The organism is Pseudonocardia parietis, assembly GCF_017876315.1.
Classification (GTDB): domain Bacteria; phylum Actinomycetota; class Actinomycetes; order Mycobacteriales; family Pseudonocardiaceae; genus Pseudonocardia; species Pseudonocardia parietis.
Window position 1 is genome coordinate 6,417,974 of sequence record NZ_JAGINU010000001.1, and the last position, 14,079, is coordinate 6,432,052.

Below are 14,079 nucleotides of genomic sequence, written 5' to 3' on the forward strand. Positions count from 1 at the left end.
TCCCAGTCCCTCACGATGGGACCAGTCTTCGAAGACTCCGGCGAAGCGGGGGAAGCTCAGCTGGCCTACCTGACTCGCGTGTTGAAGACGCCCACGATCGCCCGCGTCTGGGACGACCTCGCCGCCCAGGCCCGCGACCTGAACTGGTCGCACGAGGAGTACCTGACCGCGGTCCTGGAGCGCCAGGTCGCCGACCGTGAGTCCGCCGGCACCACCATGCGCATCCGCACCGCCCACTTCCCGGCCGTGAAAACGCTGGAGGAGTTCAACCTCGACCATCTGCCCTCTCTGCGCCGAGACCTGCTCGCCCATCTGGCGACCGGCACGTTCGTGGCCAAGGCCGAGAACGTGATCCTGCTCGGACCGCCCGGGATCGGGAAGACCCACCTCGCGATCGGGATCGGGGTCAAAGCCACCCAGTCCGGGCACTCGGTGCTCTTCAACACCGCCGGCAACTGGATCACCCGCCTCGCTGCCGCGCACCAGGCCGGGCAGCTGGAGGCCGAGCTACGCAAGATCCGCCGCTACAAGCTGATCATCATCGACGAGGTCGGCTACATCCCCTTCGACCACGACGCGGCGAACCTGTTCTTCCAGCTCATCGCCTCTCGCTACGAACAGGGCTCGGTCATGGTCACCAGCAACCTGCCCTTCGGACGCTGGGGCGAGGTCTTCGGCGACGAGATCGTCGCCGCCGCGATGATCGACCGCCTCGTCCACCACGCCGAGGTCCTCACCCTCTCCGGCGACTCCTACCGCACACGCGCCCGCCGCGAACTCCTCGCCAAAGACCGCGACAACTAGCACGAACCGGGCACACAGGGGTCAATCCCAAACCGTCGCCAGGGGGTCACTTCTAACCCGCCGTTGACACAAGGTGCAGGGCCGGCTCAGAGCACTCGGGATCGACGACGTGCAGGCCTACCTTCGGGGGCAGCACGTCGGGGAGTGCCGAAGTATCCGGTCGATCTCACACGAACTCGGGATGAGCCGCCAGGCGGTGGAGGCCGCGTTGCGTCGCCACGGCATCCCGATCACCCGGCACGCCACGACCCGGGAACGGTGTCGGCAACGCGCCACCGATGTGGCGACCCGATTCGGCCACACCGACATCCACGGGTACCTGGCCGATCGCCGAGCACTGGGAATGAGCTGGCGCGCCATCGCCGCCGAGTGCGGCATGCCTGCCACCTGGCTACGTCGTCGGGCCGGCCTGAGGGACTGACCGCGTGAGTTGCCCTGTGTCAAGCCGCGGTCGGTTGATCTTGGTTGAGGATGCGTTGGAGCGCGTTGTGTCGGTCGGGGTCGTAGGCGGTGTTGGTGGTCCAGCAGGCCCAGATGATGTCGACCCAGGCGCGGGCCAGGATGCGCACAGCGTGTGGGTGGTCGTGCCCGCGGGCTCGGGCTCGTCGGTAGAGATCAGCCGCCCAGGGGTTGGCGTGTCGGCTGTCACCGGCGAAGTCGCAGAGGGCATCGCGGAGTTGTTTGTCGGCTCCCCAGCGGAAGGTGACCGAGCGGAGTTTGCCGGACTGGCGGGTCGAGGGTGCGACGCCGGCCAGGCAGGCCAGGGAGTCCGCGGTGGGGAACCGGCCGCGGGCATCGCCGATCTCGGCGAGCATGCGGGCGGCGCGCACGCGTCCGGAGCGGGGCAGGCTGGTGAAGATCGCCGTGTCGGGGTGCAGGTCGAGCTGCTCGCTGATCCGCGCGGCGAGGGTCTCGATCTGGGCGGTGAGGGTGCGCAACACGGCCACGAACGCGGCGGTCACGGTGGCGGCGCTGTCCCCGGCGGTGCCGGTGGCGCCGCGGGGGGCCTGGCGCAGTCGCTGGTGCAGGGTCTCGGGCAGAGCGCGCCCGCAGTAGCCCACCGAGGCCAGCCATGCGCCCAGGCGTTTGGGCGAGAGCCAGTCGGCGCGGTCCTGGCTGGTGAAGCGCTCCAGGAACGACATGCTCACACCCGAGTCGATGTCGGCGAACAGGCCGACCGCGCCGGGGAAGCAGATCTGCAGGTGCGCGCGCAGCTGGTTGGCGATCGCGACCCGGTGGCCGACCAGGTCACGGCGGGCGCGCACGCTCTGGCGCAGTGCGGTGGTGGATGCGGTGTCGACCAGCAGTGGGCGCAGCCGTCGCCGGTCGGTGCGCACGACATCGGCCAGGACGTAGGCGTCGAAGCGGTCGTCCTTGTTCCCGGCCGAGCCGTAGCGGCTGCGCAGGTTCTTGAGCTGCCCGGGTGGGATCACGTAGACGACCAGACCGGCCTGGCGCAGCGCGTCGACGATCGGCCCGTCGGGGCGTTCGATCCCGACCGCGCTCACCTGCGCGGTCAGGAGCCTGCGGACCAGGGTGCGCAGCCCGGCCGCGTCGTGGGCGATGCTGAAGCGGGCGATCTGTTCCCCGTCGGGGTCCACTACCGCGGCGGCGTGATCGGTGCTGGCCCAGTCCACGCCGGCGGTGGGTCGCGGCGACTCGGGTGCATCGGTGACACTCATCGTTGTCTCCTCGCTGTTGGCGCAGTGGGAAGACACCCGGTGGTCCCGGGACGCGGCTGCCGGTCGCTCACTGATCGGCGTTCGATGACGCACAGCCCTGTAGCCAGTCGGCGCGTCCTGGGCCACCGGACCTCGCAGAACTCACGCTGGACCTCGAGGGTCGAGCGAGCAGGGCGATGGCCCGGTGGGGACCTCAGGTGCGCCCGAATCCTGGATCAAGCTCCAGGCCCGGACACCAGGAGGGTGCACCAGTGAGCGTGCGGCGAGAGCGCTGCCCCACCGAGGCCCGCATAGTCGGGTTCGTCGGTTCCAGAGGTCCGAGAACTCGGATTGAGTGACCATAGAGTCGAGCGGTGGCGCGGTCTGGTGGGGGCGCTGGCGCCGGTCGTGCCGGCACGGGGCACGGGCATGCCCGACCGTGACACCCCGATCCGCGAGGGAGCGGCACCGGTCAGCCCGAGCCGCTGTGGATCGGGCCATCCCGATCCGCAAGACGCGCGCAGGCGCCTCCCCAGTGCTGGGCGATCATCTCGGCGGCGATCGACACCGCGGTCTCCTCCGGGGTGCGCGCGCCGAGATCGAGCCCGATCGGCGAGGACATCTTCGCGACCTCGGCGTCGGTGACACCTTTGTCCAGAAGTCGCGAGATGCGGTCCTCGTGCGTGCGCCGCGAACCCATCGCCCCGATGTAGCCGACCACGGGCAACCGCAACGCCACTTCCAACAGCGGCACGTCGAACTTCGGGTCGTGGGTGAGCACGCACAGCGCGGTGCGCCCGTCGATCCGGCCGGCGTCCGACTCCGCCTGCAGGTAGCGGTGCGGCCACTCGACGATGACCTCGTTCGCGCCGGGGAACCGGGTGGCCGTGGCGAACACCGGACGGGCATCGCAGACCGTCACCCGGAAGCCGAGGAACGAGCCCATCCTGGCCACCGCGGCGGCGAAGTCGATCGCGCCGAACACGATCATGCGGGGCGGCGGGGCGAACGACTCCACGAACACCGACAGGCCCTCGCCGCGGCGCTGCCCGTCCACGCCGTAGCTCAGCATCGCGTTCCGCCCGGCATCGAGCAGGCCGCGCACGTCGTCGCCGACGGCGTCGTCGATCCGGGACGATCCGGTGCCGCCCTCGACCGCGTCCGGCCAGACGATCAGGCGCTTGCCCAGCCGCTCGGCCGGGCCTGCCACGACGGTGGCCACGGCGACCGGCCGCTCCTCCCGGATGGCCTGGCAGATGCGGCCGAGCTGGTCGTAGGTCTCGGGCGTGACCTTCTCCACGAAGATGTCCAGGATGCCGCCGCAGGTCAGCCCGACCGCGAACGCGTCGTCGTCGGAGACGCCGTAGCGCTGCAGCACCGGGCGCTCCTCGGCAAGCACCTGCTGGCCCAGCTCGTAGACGGCGCCCTCGACGCATCCGCCGGACACGCTGCCGACCACGTCGCCGCACGGCCCGACGAGCATCGACGCGCCAGCCTGGCGCGGGGCGGAATGGTATGTGGCGACCACTGTGGCCAGCGCGACCGGCTCGCCGTTCTTCCACCAGTCCTCGAGCCGGTCGATCACATCACGCATGCCGCGTCCTTCACCGTCACGGCCCGACCGCGCGACCGACACATCCACTCAGGCGGAGTCACATCGCTCACCTCGATCGATGAAACCTTCGGGATCCTCCACAAGCAGATGGCGTAAGCTGGCTGTACGGAATCGGACCGTCCAGCGTTGGCGTCAGGGTGTCCCTGGCTCCTGCTCCGGAGCAATCGGAATTAAGCGATCGCTTAGAGCAACCGGAAATCGCCGCCAGTCAGAACCTCGATCAGCTTTTCGTGGTGGTTGACGACCAGTCCACTTCCGCCAAGCTTGACGTCGTCAGCAGCCTGCGCCGTTCCCCGGGTGCACGCCCGTCCCCCGACAGGCCCTCCACACGGGGGAGTCGGTGGCGCGCATAACGATCCTAACGTGGATTTCCCCATCCGAATGGGCCGCGCTACCCCGGTCGCGGCAGGAGGAGGGTCCGATGGATCCGATCGAGCAGGACAGCGCGCCCGCGACGGCGAAGGCCCTCGTCGGGCACCCGCGAGGGATCGTCGCGCTTGACGGGGGGGCGTTCGGCCCAGCCTACCGGGACGACGCAGCCCTCCAGCAGCTGGTCGCGACGACCCCGGACCTGGACGAGTACGTCAACGGGGTCGTCCTGCCGGCCGCGTCGCTGCACCGACGGGCCGACGACGGCCGGTCGCTCGCCAGGATCCTCAGCGACCACGGGCTCCTCCCGGGGGCACGGGTGGACACCGGGGAGCTGCCTCTCGCCGGGTCGCCCGGGGAGTCGGTCATCGGGGGGACGGACGGACTCACCGAGCGAATGACGGGGCTCGCCCGGGCCGGGATCCGATTTGTCACCTGCCGCTCGCGGACGGTGGTCGGCGCCGACGCGCCATCGGTCTGGGCAGTACGGTCGAACGCGAACGTGCTCGCCCGGTACGCACGGACCGCCCAGGACGTCGGCCTCGTCCCGCTGCTGCACTGCGGTGTCGCTCCCGACGGGACCCACTCTGCCGAACGGGGGGCGCAGGCACTAGCGACGGCGTTGACCCGCGTTCTCGCGGAACTGGACGACGCCGGGGTCGACCTGCGGGCCGTGGTCCTGAGCCCGGGGGTCGCGCTTCCTGGGCGACTGTCGCGGCAAAGCATCGCGCCTGCCGACGTCGCGAGGCTGACGGTCGAGATCCTTCGACTCGTGGTGCCGGTCGACGTCGCGGGCCTTGCGGTGCACGCGGCGGGCTCGGATCTCGATGTCGCGGTCGCGGTCCTGGCACTAGCGCAGGACCCCACCCTCCCCTGGCCGCTGACGTTCTGTTTCGGCCGCACTCTGACCGCACCCGCCATCCGGGTCTGGCGCGGGCACCTCTGGCTCACCTATCTTGGTCAGGTCGAACTCGCGCGCGGGGTGGAGCGGGCCTGCGCTGTGCTGCGCCCGCCACGGCCACGCCTGCGGGTCGCCCGACCGCACGATACGACGCGGCTCACGCGTTGATCTTCAACGGGTTCGTGGCTCGTTGAGGCGCGGGTTCGCCGGCCAGGCAGGTGAACTCCGGGGCGGTAACCGGGTCGGCAGGGTCAGACAGACCGAGGCCGCCCAGGGCCGCCGTACCCCTCGCCGCTTGACGGACACCGCTTCACCCTGCGCACCCGATCCATGTCAATCCCCGCTCGCTCGCAGTGTCGCGCTGACGAGGTGGAACGTCTCGGAGACCTCTCGACGCGCGCCTTCGACGCGGCCCGGTCTACCGCCCCACACATCGGCGACCCGCCTCAGTAGAGATCGGCGGAGTCCATAGGCAATCGGCCACCCGGCGGCAGCTCGCCGTAGGGCGGCGACGGGCGTGCTCATCGCGCGGCTCTCGCCGTTGGCTCGAGTGGGCAGGATCAGCATCCCGACCAGCCTCCTTGCGCCGGATGCCGGGACCGCGTCAAGAGTTGCCCGTGCAACGTCGTCTGGATACGCAGGTTCTGGACTCCGCCGCCCCAGAGTCACAGGTCTGATCGCGAGGAGGACCGTGGTGACGTCGACGTCTGTGAACCCCAGCGCCGTCATCACGCGCGCGAGCGTCAGCGTCGTCCCGAGTAGTGGCAGCATGGAGCGAATCTCGATCGTCGGTCAGGACATCCACCTCGATGACAGAGAGCAATCCGTGACGCTGTCAGCCCGGAGAACCTGGTCAGTGACTCGTCCGGCGGGCCTGTTCGTCCTGCACCCGAGCGCGCCGCGCTCGTCTCCCGCGTACTCTATCGCCCCCGATAGGTGTCCTCTCGACCTCGATCACCGTGTCGTCGCAAACACGATCATCGCAGGTCAGCGGGCACCCATCGCCATCTCACCGGCCAAGCCCTCGCGCTACTCGCGGATTCGGGTCAGACCGATGGAGTCTCACCTCAGAGCGTGTTTGAGAAGCGTCGGCGTGTCTGCGGGACGCGAGGGTGGATTGAGTCCACGGTGGATGGGTGGCTCGACGGAGGAAGCGGTATCCCTCGGACACCAGCGATGAGCAGTGGGCGCTGATCGAGACCCTGCTGCCCGCGCCTGGGTCGGGCGGGCGGCCGGAGAAGCACCCGCGCCGGGACGTGGTCGACGCGATCCTCTACGTGGTACGCGCTGGCTGCTCCTGGCGCGCCCTACCAGCTGATTTCCCGCCGTGGCAGACCGTGTACTGGTACTTCAACCGGTGGGAGCAGCAGCGGGTCACCGAGAAGATCCTCCCGATCGTGCGTAGACAGCTCCGAGCAGCCGAGGGGCGTGACCCTGAGCCGAGCGCGGGGATCATCGACTCCCAGAGCGTGCGTGGCGCCGATACCGTCGGCCGCGACTCCCGCGGCTACGACGCCGGGAAGAAGGTCAACGGTCGCAAACGATTCATCGTCACCGACACCCTCGGGCTGCTGCTCACGGTGATGGTCTGCTCTGCCGGGCGTCAGGACCGCGACGGCGCCAAGACCGCCCTGCTCGGCGCCTACTTGGCCACCACGGTGCGATTCGTGTTCGCCGACGCCGGGTTCGCCGGACGCCTGGTCGACTGGGCGCAGACCATCGTGGGCACCACGATCGAGATCGTGCGCAAACCCGCCGGTCAGCGCGGTTTCGTCGTCATCCCACGACGCTGGGCGGTCGAACGCAGCCTGGCCTGGTTGACCGCCCACCGTCGCTTGGCTCGCGACTACGAACGTCACCGGGCGACCTCCGAGGCGATGATCCGTTGGGCCGCGATCAACACCATGACCCGCCGCCTCGCCCGCGGCGGACCTGCCACCCGACAGCAGCGACGCACCTTCACCCAAACAAGTTGATCTTCTCAAACACGCTCTCAGTGCGTGTCGAGCTCCTCCCTACCGTCATAGTCGATCGGCAGACGGCGCCTGCAGACGTCCAGGACCGTCGCCTCATCAGGGAGCGGTTGGGTGGTACCGCCGTATCTATGCATCGCCTGTTGAGTGAGCGTGTCCAGCGTCGTCGCGTCGGCCTGGCCGCCGGCCCCGGTGCGGGGTTCGAGGCGGGAATGCCACCGCACCGTTCCGTCGAACGCGCAAACGCGCCCGACAAGAACGGCGCGGCTACCGGAGTCGAGGGAGAACGAGAAGCTGGCCTGCACACTCGCGGAATCCAGCGACTTGGCAGCATCGACGAAAGCTCGAGAACCGCGTAGCTGGTGCGCACACCCGGACCAGCTGAGGTTGCTGGAGCAGATTCGAAACAAGCTGCCGGCCGAATCGATGGCCAAGGTCTCGATGGAGCACCAGCAATGTCGTGTGGGTGCTGCATCGGCCGGACATTCCCAGATTCCGTATGTGCTCAGGTAGAGATCGCATCCCCAGGTGCAGGATCCTCGTCCGAGTAGGCGTTCGCGCTTGCCGAGCGGAAGTCGACGCCGGTCGTGTCGAAGCGTTCGTCGTAGTGAGTGTTTGTGAACTCGCACGGGCGCCCATTTCATCCGGGGACCTTGGGTCAAGCTGTGCAACGTCGGGTGTGCCGTGGCTAGCTGCGCTCCGATCGTGACCATGCGCGGCGCCGGAGAGCCTGCCGATACGCGCCGCTGGTCACACCACCCATGCGGGGGTTTTGGCGTGGTAGGAGGCCCGCGATGCGGGCCTGGGCGAGGTCGCAGGTCAGGAGCCTGACGCCCTCCTACTTCTGCAGGGCGAAGCAGTAGCAGGGCTTTGTTAGGTCGTGTCGGGGTAGGGGCGTTGGCAGGTGTGGCATGCGCCGGTCCAGATGTCGAGCAGGGTCTGGTGTCCCGTCCCGGGTTTGATGGAGACCATCAAACCTGGAGGATGATCGACCGATGGCCGCCCCGAGGAAGTACCCCGCCGAGCTGCGGGAACGAGCGATCCGGCTCGTGCTCGACGCGAAGGCCGCCCCGGATGGCGGGGGCGGGAACGTCTTCAAGCGCATCGGTGAGCAGCTGGGGATCAACCCGGAGACGTTGCGTGGCTGGGTGAAGCAGGTCGAGATCGACAACGGGACGCGGCCGGGCACGACCACCGACGACGCGACGCGGCTGGCGGAGCTGGAGCGTGAGGTTCGGGAGTTGCGGCGGGCGAACGCGATTCTGAAGTCGGCGTCGGCTTTCTTCGCGGCGGAGCTCGACCGCCCCAGCAGGTAGTCCTCGACTACATCGAGGCGAACAAAAACCGGTTCGGGGTCGAGCCGATCTGCGCGGTGTTGAAGGACGCAGGCGTGAAGATTGCCCCGAGTACGTTTCATGCGTCGAGGAAGCGGCCGCCCTCGGCGCGCTCGCTGACCGATGCCGAGAATATGAAAGAGATCGAGCGAGTGCACCGTGAGAACTTCAGCGTCTATGGCAGTCGGAAGGTGTGGGCGGCGCTGCGGCGCCAAGGCGGGGTCGACGGCCGTCAGGTGGCCCGGTGCACCGTGGAGCGGCTGATGCGCCGCCACGGGTTACGTGGGGTGTCGCGGCTGCGGGTGCCACGGACCACGGTCCGGGGCAAGGGGCAGGACCTGCGGCCGGACCTGGTGGACCGGGACTTCACCGCGCCCGCACCGAACCGGTTGTGGGTCGCCGACATCGAGCGCCACGAGGCGCTGCTGAACCGAGTGGAGGTGGAAGACCTTCACCGCCGCGGCGTCGCAGCGACGCGGTGAAGCTGGGGGCAGCCCGATCCGGGAGACGCCGGTGAGGGTGGAAGCGGCCCCGACAACGACGAGGCGGACCAGTACTGCCAGATGGTCCGGGCTCGGCAAGCGAGACGGAAAGGCGCACGTGAGGAACCAGCGGCTGAACGCCTCTCAAGAGACCCTCCAGCTCGAATCTGGCGGATCTGGGCTGGTCAGCAACGCGCACTCGCGCGACGGCGGGCACGATCATGCCGTCGCCCGGGGAACTCCTGGGCTGGGTGATGTCGCCGGTCGGGAGGCCACGGTGAATGCCTGCGGCGTAGCTGTGGCGATGTTGCAGGGGCATAGCTGGGCGCCGACCCCGTCGATCGGATCAGCAGTGAACGTGGGAACTATCCCGGCGGTCCCCGACCCGCGCTGTGTCCAGCAGCGTGGCGGGAAGGCCCGTCGTCGGCCGATGCTGTCGGGGTGGGGCGGAGGACCCGTAGTAGTCCGAGGCCGGGAAAGCCGGTCACATGGCGAAGGGGTCCAGCGTGTTCGCAGCACGGAAGCAGGAGGAGGAGCGCGCTGGTGAATATCGGCGATCCGTGGCCCGATCTCGATGAGGCCGAACTGCGGGTACTTGCGATGCAGAGAAAGCTGCACCACTGGGCGAAGATCGATCCTGGTCGACGCTTCGATGATCTCCACAATCTCATCTATGACCCGTTCTTCCTCGTGGTTGCGTGGGAACGGGTGCGCGGCAATAGGGGTGCACGCACCGCCGGAGTGGACGGGATCGCTCCGCGATCGGTCGGTTTCGGCGCTGGGGAACTGCTGTCCGGGCTGCGAGCACAGCTCAAGGCCGGATCGTTCGTTCCCCAGCCGGTGCGGGAGAAGGCGATCCCGAAGGCGTCGGGAAAGATCCGGCGTCTCGGGATTCCGACGACCGCTGACCGGGTCGTGCAGGCCGTGTTGAAGCTGGTGCTCGAGCCGATTTTCGAGGCGGACTTCAAGCCGTGTTCCTACGGCTTCCGCCCGAGGCGCCGGGCCCAGGACGCGATCGCCGAGATTCACTACCTCGCTTCGCCGACTCGGAACTACGAGTGGGTGTTCGAGGCTGATATCGCGGCGTGTTTCGACGAGATCGACCACACCGCGCTCATGGCGCGGGTCCGTGGACGGGTCTCTGACAAGCGGGTCCTGGGTTGGGTGGCGGCGTTCCTGCGGGCCGGGATCCTCTCCGAGGAGGGCCTCAACCGCGAGACGACCACCGGCACCCCGCAGGGCGGGATCCTGTCACCGCTGCTGGCCAACATCGCCCTGTCCGTGCTGGACGAGCACTTCGCGCGCAAGTGGGAAGCGCTCGGACCGGCCTGGACACGCGCCAAGCACCGCCGCGGCGGCGGCCCGGTCATGCGGCTCGTCCGCTACGCGGACGACTTCGTGATCATGGTGGGCGGGCGCCGCGAGCACACTGAAGCGCTCTGGGACGAAGTGGCGGCAGTGCTCGCGCCGATGGGCCTACGTCTGTCGGTGCACAAGACCAGGGTCTGCCACATCGACGAGGGGTTCGACTTCCTGGGGTGGCGCATCCAGCGCCGCGCTTGGCGAAGCCGAACGGGGAAGCGGGCGGTCTACACCTATCCGTCGAAGAAGGCGCTGGCCTCGGTCGTCGGGAAGATTCGAGACCTGACCCGCCGAGGGAAACATCGAACACTTGCGGACTTGCTACGCCGGCTCAACCCCAGGGGGTCGGCAAAGTCGCGGCGAGTGGGCGCTGAGCTGCGACGACACGCGGTCGAGGTAGGGGTGCGGGCACGGCCCTGGTGGTGATCATGGCGGTTCTCACGCCAGCCTTGATCATCGGAAGAGAGCCGTGCCCACGTCTGCATCATTGTCGATCGCTGCCGTCGCCGACCAGGTGGGCGGGGTGGAGCTACCCGATCCGGTCGCGCTGGCGCCGAGACTGGCCGATGCGCTGGGCGGGGTGGTCGATCCGCGCAAGCGTCGTGGGGTCCGGCACGGGCTGGTCGTGGTGCTGACGGCCGCGGTGTGCGCGGTCGCGGCCGGAGCGCGGTCGTTCGTCGCGGTCGCCGAGTGGGTCACGGACCTGCCGGCGGATATGGCTGCCGCGCTCGGGACCGAGGACCGATGCCCGTCGGAGTCGACGATCCGCCGGATCCTGGGCCGGGTGGACGCCGACCGGTTCGACGCGGTGATCGGCGGGTTCGTCCAGCGCCTGTGCGCGGCGACCGCGCCGGTCGGGCGGCGCCGGGTACTGGCCGTGGACGGCAAGACCGTGCGCGGCTCGCGCGGTGATGGCCCTGCTCGTCATCTGCTCTCGATACTCGACCAACAGACCCGGGTCGTGCTCGGCCAGGTCGAGGTCGCGGGCAAGACCAACGAGAGCACCGCGTTCACTCCACTGCTCGACACCCTGACCAGTATCGACAGCGAGGATGGTCTTGGCGCCACCGGCCAGGTCTGACCCAAGTATCGATTGACGCTGCCGTTGTCCTCGTGGGGATCCGTCGGCCGGGCCGGTGACGTCGACCCGGCACCGGCGGGTCGGGCTGTGTGACCTCATAGGAGCTTGCTTGCAGGAGCTCATCGCTGTCTTGTCCGTGCTCGACCAGCAGGTGCTCGCCAGGAACGACGACGAGCAGCAAGGACGCACGTGCTGGAAGCCCTCTCGCCCGACGACGTCATCGGTGGCGTCGACACTCACCTGAACACCCATCACGGCGCTGTGATCGACATCGTGGGGCGTCGGATCGACGACGCCGAGTTCCCCGCGACCGCCGGCGGCTACGAACAGCTGCTCACCTGGATGCGCAGCCACGGCCACCTCGTCCGCGTCGGTGTCGAGGGCACCGGGTCCTACGGGGCCGGGCTCGCCCGTCACCTTGCAGCCCAGGGCCTGAGGGTGGTCGAGGTAGACCGGCCCGACCGCCGGGCCCGCCGCCGCAGCGGTAAGTCCGACCCGCTCGACGCCTACGCCGCGGCGAACGCCGCGCTCAACGGCTCCGCCAGCGGCACACCGAAGAGCCGGGCCGGGCTGGTCGAGGCCATCCGATCGCTACGCGTCGCACGTCGCGGCGCGGTCAAAGCCCGCACGCAGGCGATCAATCAACTCCGGGCGCAGATCGTCACCGCCCCCGCTGAGCTCCGCGAGCTGCTGGGCGGGCTCACCTCGGGTGCGCTGATCAAGACTTGCGCTCGGCTACGCCCGGGCGCCCAGGGGGCCGAGCTCGCCGGGCTCGACCCCGCCATGGTCGTGTCGGCCGCAGCGAAGACGGCCCTACGGCGGTTGGCCCGCCGCCACCAGCATCTGTCCGAGGAGATCCGCGACCTCGACCGCGACCTGCAACCACTCGTGGCGGCCGCCGCCCCCGAGCTCGTCGCGCTGCCTGGAGTCGGACCCGAGGTCGCCGGTCAGCTGCTGGCCTGCGTGGGCGACAACCCGACGCGGCTGCACTCGGAGGCAGCGTTCGCGCATCTCTGCGGCGTCGCTCCGATCCCGGCCAGCAGCGGCCGCACCGACCGGCACCGACTCAACCGAGGCGGCGACCGCTCCGCCAACAACGCCCTCCACACCATCGTGCTGTCCCGGATGCGCTACGACCCCCGGACCAGGGACTACGTGCTGCGGCGTCGCACGCAGAGCCTCAGGACGAAGGAGATCATGCGCTGCCTCAAACGCTACGTCGCGCGAGAGGTCTACCGCGCCCTCCCTCGCGGGATCACCGGGCTTGACAGTCCATAGGAGCATCCTGACCGGCGTGGTGATCACCGCGGACGCGCTGCACACCCAGCGCGAGCACGTCACCGACCTGCGTGCCCGGGGCGCGCACTGGGTACTCACGGTCAAGGGCAACCAGCCCCGGCTGCGCCGCCAACTCGCCGGGCTGCCCTGGCGCGGGAGCGAGCCCGACCATCGCAGCGCCGAGACCGCGCACGGGCGTCGGGAGATACGCACCATCAAGGTCGTCACCATCGCGGCCGGGATCGAGTTCCCGCACGCCGCCCAGGCACTGCAGATCACCCGCAAGACCCGCCCCGCCAGCGCGCGGTCCGGCCGGCCTGACTTCGGTCATTTGCCTTAGAGCGTCCGGCAAATGATGTTCAGCGGAGTCGGCGGGTGGTCGGCCGGGTGGGCCAGCGGTAGAGCACGCGTGCGCGGTTGATCAGGCGGCGGATCACGGTCAACGCGGCGGCGAGGTTGAGGTAGAACTCGGCGATGTCGCGGCGCTTGTCGGTGAACCGGCGCAGCTTGCCGAACCCGTTCATCCACGCGTGCAAGCGCTCGACCGGCCACCGCCGCCCAGCCTGGATCGGGGCGGGTTCGCCCTTGAGCGCGATGTGGGCGTCATAGCCGAGGACCTCGAGCAGGTCGCGAGTCTTGGCCGAGTCGTAGCCCCGGTCCAGATGCATGCCCGGCAGATCGGGCAACGGACCGATCATGTCGCAAACCCCGGCCAGGGTGGGTTCGAGCAACGGCGAGTCGTGATCATTGGCGCGGGCGGCGACCAGGTGCAGCGGGATCCCGTTCCCGTCGCCGGCCACCGAGCGTTTGGTGCCCTGTTTGCCCCGGTCAACCGGGCTGCGCCCGGATACCTCACCGCCGCACGGGGACTTGGTGATCGACCCGTCCACGGACAGGTCATCGAGGTCGAGTCCGATCATCTGGTCGTAGCCGGCCAGGGCCTGGCGCAGCGTTTCTCGACCGACGCCGGCCCGGGCCCAGTCGTCAAGGCGGCGGCGGATGGTGCGGTCCGAGCAGCCCGGTGAGGCGAGGCGTTCGTAGCCGCTGCCGTGCACCAGCGCGGCGAGCACGTGTTCGAACACGACCCGGTCCGGGATCCGGCGACGATGACAGCCCCACGGATGGGTCGGGGAGAACTCGGGCCGTCGTTCGGACCCGATCAGGTCAGCGAACTCGACCCACAGCGGCTCGATCAGGGATGCTGGCAACAGAGGCACGG

15 protein-coding genes and 1 other annotated feature are annotated in these 14,079 nt (G+C 69.2%); of the genes, 10 read left to right on the plus strand and 5 right to left on the minus strand.

Annotation, left to right across the window (positions count from 1 at the left end):
* The first annotated feature begins 15 nt into the window (after positions 1–15).
* Together istB and JOF36_RS30255 are read left to right on the plus strand one after the other, a co-directional pair.
* Positions 16–804 (plus strand): IS21-like element helper ATPase IstB, encoded by a 789-nt coding sequence (istB, locus tag JOF36_RS30250; RefSeq protein ID WP_210033671.1) that lies wholly within the window; start codon positions 16–18, stop codon positions 802–804.
* 181 nt (positions 805–985) lie between these two features.
* Positions 986–1,225: a hypothetical protein gene (locus JOF36_RS30255; RefSeq protein WP_210033675.1), complete on the plus strand. Its 240-nt coding sequence runs from the start codon at positions 986–988 to the stop codon at positions 1,223–1,225.
* A gap of 19 nt (positions 1,226–1,244) precedes the next feature.
* On the opposite strand, the gene JOF36_RS30260 is transcribed toward JOF36_RS30255, so the two are convergent.
* Positions 1,245–2,486, minus strand: a complete 1,242-nt coding sequence (locus JOF36_RS30260; RefSeq protein ID WP_210033677.1) for an IS110 family RNA-guided transposase — start codon at positions 2,484–2,486, stop codon at positions 1,245–1,247.
* Positions 2,487–2,937: 451 nt separating this feature from the next.
* Positions 2,938–4,059, minus strand: coding sequence for an XdhC family protein (locus JOF36_RS30265; protein ID WP_210033678.1), 1,122 nt, complete (start codon positions 4,057–4,059; stop codon positions 2,938–2,940).
* Between the two features lie 442 nt (positions 4,060–4,501).
* Here JOF36_RS30265 and JOF36_RS30270 point away from each other — a divergent pair, with 442 nt between their 5' ends.
* Complete coding sequence (locus JOF36_RS30270) at positions 4,502–5,518, plus strand: class I fructose-bisphosphate aldolase (RefSeq protein WP_210033680.1); 1,017 nt, start codon at positions 4,502–4,504, stop codon at positions 5,516–5,518.
* A gap of 165 nt (positions 5,519–5,683) precedes the next feature.
* Here JOF36_RS30270 and JOF36_RS41480 read toward each other — a convergent pair whose 3' ends face one another.
* Positions 5,684–6,121 carry a class I fructose-bisphosphate aldolase gene (locus tag JOF36_RS41480; protein WP_210033682.1) on the minus strand — a complete coding sequence of 146 codons (438 nt, stop codon included), beginning with the start codon at positions 6,119–6,121 and terminating at the stop codon, positions 5,684–5,686.
* A gap of 365 nt (positions 6,122–6,486) precedes the next feature.
* Between JOF36_RS41480 and JOF36_RS30280 the strand changes: the two genes are divergently transcribed.
* Positions 6,487–7,326 (plus strand): IS5 family transposase, encoded by an 840-nt coding sequence (locus tag JOF36_RS30280; protein WP_210024799.1) that lies wholly within the window; start codon positions 6,487–6,489, stop codon positions 7,324–7,326.
* 17 nt (positions 7,327–7,343) lie between these two features.
* Here JOF36_RS30280 and JOF36_RS30285 read toward each other — a convergent pair whose 3' ends face one another.
* Entirely contained in the window at positions 7,344–7,757 is a 414-nt protein-coding gene (locus JOF36_RS30285) for a hypothetical protein (protein ID WP_210033685.1), read from the minus strand.
* A gap of 561 nt (positions 7,758–8,318) precedes the next feature.
* Here JOF36_RS30285 and JOF36_RS30290 point away from each other — a divergent pair.
* From JOF36_RS30290 to JOF36_RS30315, 6 genes are all read left to right on the plus strand, one after another.
* Positions 8,319–8,639, plus strand: coding sequence for a transposase (locus JOF36_RS30290; protein ID WP_210033687.1), 321 nt, complete (start codon positions 8,319–8,321; stop codon positions 8,637–8,639).
* Positions 8,600–8,728: a sequence feature (AL1L pseudoknot), on the plus strand. Its footprint overlaps the gene before it by 40 nt.
* Positions 8,714–9,139: an IS3 family transposase gene (locus tag JOF36_RS30295; RefSeq protein ID WP_210033688.1), complete on the plus strand. Its 426-nt coding sequence runs from the start codon at positions 8,714–8,716 to the stop codon at positions 9,137–9,139. (Overlaps the previous feature by 15 nt.)
* Before the next feature lie 543 nt (positions 9,140–9,682).
* Positions 9,683–10,927, plus strand: coding sequence for a group II intron reverse transcriptase/maturase (gene ltrA, locus JOF36_RS30300; RefSeq protein ID WP_307862666.1), 1,245 nt, complete (start codon positions 9,683–9,685; stop codon positions 10,925–10,927).
* 43 nt (positions 10,928–10,970) lie between these two features.
* Complete coding sequence (locus JOF36_RS30305) at positions 10,971–11,582, plus strand: ISAs1 family transposase (RefSeq protein ID WP_210033691.1); 612 nt, start codon at positions 10,971–10,973, stop codon at positions 11,580–11,582.
* Between the two features lie 189 nt (positions 11,583–11,771).
* Entirely contained in the window at positions 11,772–12,860 is a 1,089-nt protein-coding gene (locus JOF36_RS30310) for an IS110 family RNA-guided transposase (protein WP_210033693.1), read from the plus strand.
* A 16-nt stretch (positions 12,861–12,876) separates the two neighbouring features.
* Complete coding sequence (locus tag JOF36_RS30315; protein ID WP_210033698.1) at positions 12,877–13,200, plus strand: hypothetical protein; 324 nt, start codon at positions 12,877–12,879, stop codon at positions 13,198–13,200.
* A gap of 19 nt (positions 13,201–13,219) precedes the next feature.
* On the opposite strand, the gene JOF36_RS30320 is transcribed toward JOF36_RS30315, so the two are convergent.
* Entirely contained in the window at positions 13,220–14,077 is an 858-nt protein-coding gene (locus JOF36_RS30320) for an IS5 family transposase (protein WP_210026896.1), read from the minus strand.
* Between the last annotated feature and the right edge of the window lie 2 nt (positions 14,078–14,079).